General features: G+C 62.8%; 1 protein-coding gene. It reads left to right on the top strand.

Annotated elements, in window-relative coordinates; all coding sequences use genetic code 11:
* Positions 1–331 (top strand): cadherin-like domain-containing protein (locus NX774_RS23555; protein WP_258824687.1); only part of this gene is annotated, 331 nt, incomplete at both ends.

Here is a 331-nt window from a genome sequence, read left to right as displayed (position 1 = left end):
AACTACAACGGCCCGGACAGCTTCACCTACACGGTCAGCGACGGCTCGGGCAGCAATACCTACAACGTCAGCATTACGGTCAATCCGGTGAACGATGCGCCGGTACTCGCGGTTTCGCCGGTGACCGTGGGCCAGGGTGCAACCATCACCCTCACCACCAGCTACCTGAACGCGACCGATGTCGATACCGGCAACGGCAGCCTGACCTATACCGTCACCAGCGCACCGGGCAAGGGCACCATCACGGTCAACGGCACCGCGGCGACCACGTTCACCCAGCAGGACGTCATCGACGGCAAGGTGAGCTACACCGCCAATAGCTACGGCAGCG

Origin of the sequence: Massilia agilis (assembly GCF_024756255.1) — a bacterium.
GTDB lineage: Bacteria > Pseudomonadota > Gammaproteobacteria > Burkholderiales > Burkholderiaceae_D > Telluria > Telluria agilis.
The sequence above is the reverse complement of the archived record's forward strand: the minus strand, read 5'-3'. Positions and strand labels throughout refer to the sequence as shown.